The following is a 4,448-nucleotide window of genomic DNA, read 5'->3' on the forward strand; positions in this document are numbered from 1 at the left end:
ACTCCATCGAAACGTATCGACCGGCTTGTCGCGGAGCTCACGGACTGGCGTGGCAAGACCTTTGCCAGCATCCGCAAGTGCATCCTCGAAGCCGACAGGGAAATCGTCGAGGAATGGAAATGGATGGGAAGCCCGGTTTGGTCGCGCGACGGCATGATCGCGGTCGCCAACGCGCACAAGGGCAAGGTGAAGCTCACCTTTGCCTACGGGGCGAGCCTTCCGGATCCCGACAAGCTCTTCAATGCGGGCCTCGAAGGCAACGCAAGACGGGCGATCGATTTCTTCGAAGGCGACAAGATCGATGAACCTGCTCTGAAGGCCCTTGTCCGTGCCGCCGTCGAATACAACCAGGCAAAGAGGAAGAAGAGGACGCCCACGGGCGTTCGGCCGAAGATGCCGGCTTCGCGGCAACGCTGAAGGCCGGCGACAGGTTCATCATGCCAATGCCGCGCTCCGATGAAAACGCGCTGGGAGCGCGTCACTCCGATAGCGCTCATGGGAGGTGTAATCAGTAGGAACAGCGCCACTTTGGCGGAGTTTACTCCGCCATTGGTGCAGAGCATTCGCGTATGACCAAGAATCTCCGTCATCCCGAGCGGAGCCGCCCGATCAGGCGCTGATTACAGCGCCATTGGCGGCGCAGTCGAGGGACCTGTCTTGCTGATGCTGCAAGAAGAAGGGGTCCCTCCGCTACGCCTCGCTGCGCTCGGAATGACGGCTTTTTTTGCCCATACGAATGCCCTAACCATCGGAGTGGCGCGCTTCGAGCCATGAGCTTCCTTCACGCATCGTCCGCATTTCCACAGCGCTACGGTGCGCGCCGCGCGCGTGGGCGCGCTCCCCAAATTCGGACGGCGGCCTTGCCGAGGCCGAGCCGGGACGCCTGCTCGGCATCGACCGTCGTCACGTCGAGGCCCTGCGCGGTCAAGGCCGCCTCGTAAAGGCGCCCCAGGGCGCCGGCCGCGATCAGCCGCAGCGATTGCATCGGCCCGTGCCGGCGTCCTGCATCGGCAATCTCGGTTCCAATCAGGAGACCGGACAGCCGCGCCGCCCCATCGGTGCGCTGCTCGAATCCCAGGGCCTGCGCGGCGCGCAGGCGAAACAGCGATGCGGTCAGCGCGGTCGGCACCGCCAGTGCTGTCGAAAGGCCTTCCTGGAACGGCCGGCCGTCCACCGCAACCGGCTCGGTCGTGTCGATTGCGTGGCTCAGGATGCTGTGCTGCGAGATCACCGCGAACAGCTCACCGGTCATGTAGGTCGAGAACTCTACGATGTGACCGGCCTCGATCCTGATCCACTTGCTGTGGGTTCCCGGGATGCACACCAGGCCGGTGAAGTCGGGCTCGGTCGTGCCGAGAAGCTGGGTTTCTTCCCCGCGCATGACATCGGGCAGGTCGGATCGAGCCTGGGCGATGCCGGGCAGGATGCGGATGTCGCCGGGCGCGTCGATCCGGATGGCGCCCTTGTGAAGGTCATCGAGGCGCGTCGGCGTCCTGAGATAGGGGGCCTCCGCCCAGCCCTGCCGCGCGCCCGCCATGCCGGAGATCAGCACTGGCGTGCCATCCGCCGCGCCGAGCCTGCCGAGGTGATCGCGCAGCACCGGAGCGAAGCCGGAGCCGATGCAATGCAACATGCCTTCGCCGCCCCGACTTTCCGCGAGCGCCACGCCGTCGGCCGACAGCAGCCAGCCACGAAAGCTGCTGGTGCCCCAGTCGACCACAACGAAGGCTCCCGGTAGGCCGGGTGACGAAGGCTTATCTGGGGTCACTCGACAATCTCCCCGATGCGACGGCAGGGCATTCGCATATGGCAAAAAATGCCGTCATCCCGAGCGAAGCCGCCCAAAGGGCGGCGCAGTCGAGGGACCTTTCTTGCTGATGCTGCAACAAGAAAGGTCCCTCCACTACGCCTCGCTGCGCTCGGCTGCGGTCGGGATGACGGAGATGCTGGTACACCTGAAATCTACTCGGCCTTGGCGCCGGATTGCCGGATGATGGGCAACCAGACGGCCTGGTCGTCCACGATCAGCTGGCGGGCGGCGGCGGGCGAGCGGGGCGCCAGCATGTCGACGCCTTGGACGGCGAGCTTCTCCTTCACCTGCGGCATCGCGCTGATGCGGTTGATCTCGGTATTGAAGCGCGCAACGACCGCTTCCGGCGTCCCCGCCGGCACGGCGTAGCCCAGCCATGTCGCGACCACGAAATCGGCCACGCCGGCTTCGCCCATCGTCGGCACGTCGGGCAGCAGGGGCGAACGGTCCTTGCTCGTCACGGCGAGCGCCTTGAGCTTTCCGGACTTGATCTGCCCCAGCACCGTCGGGGTGTTGAAGAAGCCCATCGTGACCTCGCCGTTCACCACCGCGAGAATGGCCGGCGGCGCGCCGCGATAGGGGACGTGCTGCACCTTCGTGCCGACGCGCTGCTCGAAGATGACGCCGGAGAGATGGATGCTGCTGCCGACGCCGCTCGAGCCGTAGGTGAGCTCGCCCGGCCTGGCGCGCACCTGGGCGATCAGGTCGGCGACGCTCTTCGCCGGGTTGCCGGCAGCCACCACCAGGACGTTGGGGAGCGTGCCGCAGATGGCGACCGGCATCAGGTCCTTGAGCGGATCGTAGCCCGGCGCCTTGTAGAGGCCGAGGTTGAACACCGTCGTGCCTTGCGAGATCAGCAGCAGGGTGTAGCCGTCGCCCGGGGCGCGCGCACCCTCCGCGGTCGCCATCAGGCCGCCCGCGCCGCCCTTGTTGTCGACCACGACCGGCTGGCCGAGCGTCTTGGCGAGCTCCTCGGCGTAGGTGCGGCCGACGATGTCGGCGCCGGCGCCCGCCACGAACGGAATGATCATGCGGACCGGACGCTCCGGCCAGGCGGCATGCGCCGCCGAAGGGGCGAGCATCAGCGCGCCCGGCAGCATGGCGCCGGCCAGAACGCGCCGCCTCCCCACAGGCCGTCGTGTCGGTACTTCCTGCTTCCTTGTCATGATTGCGTTCCTCCCTCGAGCGCGCTGCAAAGCTCGCCGATATCGGCGAGGCGGTCGATTCCCAGGATCATGGCTCGTGTACGCTCGATGGCGTGAGCCTCGAGCACGGCGCTGGCGCAGCTGCGGTACTTCCGGTCGGCATCGGCGCCCGACATCGGATTGGCCGGCGCGCCCGGCGGGACGTCGCAGCGCACCTGGGCAGTCTCGCCGTTCGCCAGCCGCACCTCGACGGCGGCCGGAAACAGGCCGTTGTCGGGAAGGTCGTCGGCCTGCCTGATCTCGACCAGGTCCATGAATTTCTGCACCAGCGGATCGGCGAGGGCGGAATCGGTGAACTGGGCGCTGCCCACCGCGCCGTAGCGCAGCGCCGCGGCAACGCAGTAGCGCAGGCTGACGCGCGCTCTCAGGGTGTCGGCGGGAATGCCTTCGCGCAATGTCATGAAGTTCCAGGGATGGACGTGGCAGACGATGCCCGTCAGCTCGTGCAGGCGGCCGCCCAGCCTGCCGTGCAGCGCGAGTGCGGCGTGCACCGCCGCATGGGTGGGCGCCCCCGAGGGATAAGGCTTGAAGATGATGCCGGACCGGAGGAGCTCGAACGGCTGGCCGAGCGGCAGGGATCCGGGCAGGCAGGCCGGCGGCCCCCCGGCGAACAGGTTGAAGAAGCCGTACCGGCCGTCGAGTGCCTCGGCGTCCGACAGGAAGCCCTTCTCCGCCAGCAGCGCGGCCTGCACGGCGTCGCGGGCGGTGAGACCGGCATGCAGCGCCATCGTCATGGTGCCGAAATTCTGGCGCAGGCCGCTCGCCATGGACGCGGCGATCCCCAAGGCCGCCCGGAACGGCCGGGGGCTCAGCCCGAGCAGCCGGCAGCACGCCGCGGTGGCGCCCAGCACGCCCAGCGTGCGTGTCACGTGCCAACCCGCTTCGTAGAAGCGCGGATTGAGCTCGCGCCCCAGCACGACATTGATCTCGAAGCCCACGACATAGGCCAGTAGCACGTCGGCGCCGCCGAGCCCGCGCGACTGGCCGAGCGGCAGCAGGGCCGAAACCAGGGACGCGCTGGGATGAGACATCATCGGTTCGTTGTTGTCGTCGAACAGCTCGGCATGGGCGGCCGTGCCGTTGGCGAGGGCGGCCGCGAGAATGTCGGCCTTGAAGCCTCGTCCAATGACCGAGCTGGGCCCGTCCCCCTGGCCGAGATCGCGTGCGAGCTCCGTAACGATGCGGGCCGAGTCGAGCTGCGATCCCGACAGCGACACCGCGAGCGTGTCGAGGAAAGCCCTCCTTGCGAGTGCGAAGGCAGCCGGCGGGACCTGACGGGCCGCGAGCGTTTCCGCCCAGGCCGCGATCTGGTCGATGCTGTTGCTCTGCTGCGTCAAGGCGCCCCCACCCGGCCAGCAATTCCCGCAACATCGAGACATTGCGGGAGCGATTGTTTGGTCATCAAACCGCGACCGGGTTCAAAAATCCACGAC

General features: G+C 67.5%; 4 protein-coding genes. 1 reads left to right on the forward strand and 3 read right to left on the reverse strand.

The annotated features are described in order from the left end of the window. A partial coding sequence (locus AB7O82_RS36295) for a DUF1801 domain-containing protein (RefSeq protein WP_428554567.1) occupies positions 1–417 on the forward strand: 417 nt, incomplete at its 5' end. Between the two features lie 391 nt (positions 418–808). Here the strand turns inward: AB7O82_RS36295 and AB7O82_RS36300 are convergent. The 3 genes from AB7O82_RS36300 to AB7O82_RS36310 all read right to left on the reverse strand — a co-directional run bounded on the left by AB7O82_RS36300 (position 809) and on the right by AB7O82_RS36310 (position 4,352). Further along, the gene (locus AB7O82_RS36300; protein WP_428621704.1) at positions 809–1,768 is read right to left on the reverse strand and encodes a 2-dehydro-3-deoxygalactonokinase; all 960 of its coding nucleotides are present in this window, start codon (positions 1,766–1,768) and stop codon (positions 809–811) included. Between the two features lie 194 nt (positions 1,769–1,962). Continuing rightward, a complete protein-coding gene (locus AB7O82_RS36305; protein WP_428554573.1) occupies positions 1,963–2,976 on the reverse strand; it encodes a Bug family tripartite tricarboxylate transporter substrate binding protein in 1,014 nt (337 codons plus the stop codon). Further along, a complete protein-coding gene (locus AB7O82_RS36310) occupies positions 2,973–4,352 on the reverse strand; it encodes an MmgE/PrpD family protein (protein WP_428621706.1) in 1,380 nt (459 codons plus the stop codon). Before AB7O82_RS36310 ends, AB7O82_RS36305 begins: the two co-directional genes overlap by 4 nt. Positions 4,353–4,448: the final 96 nt, after the last annotated feature.

This window comes from Reyranella sp. (assembly GCF_050185545.1).
In the GTDB taxonomy this organism is placed as follows: domain Bacteria; phylum Pseudomonadota; class Alphaproteobacteria; order Reyranellales; family Reyranellaceae; genus Reyranella.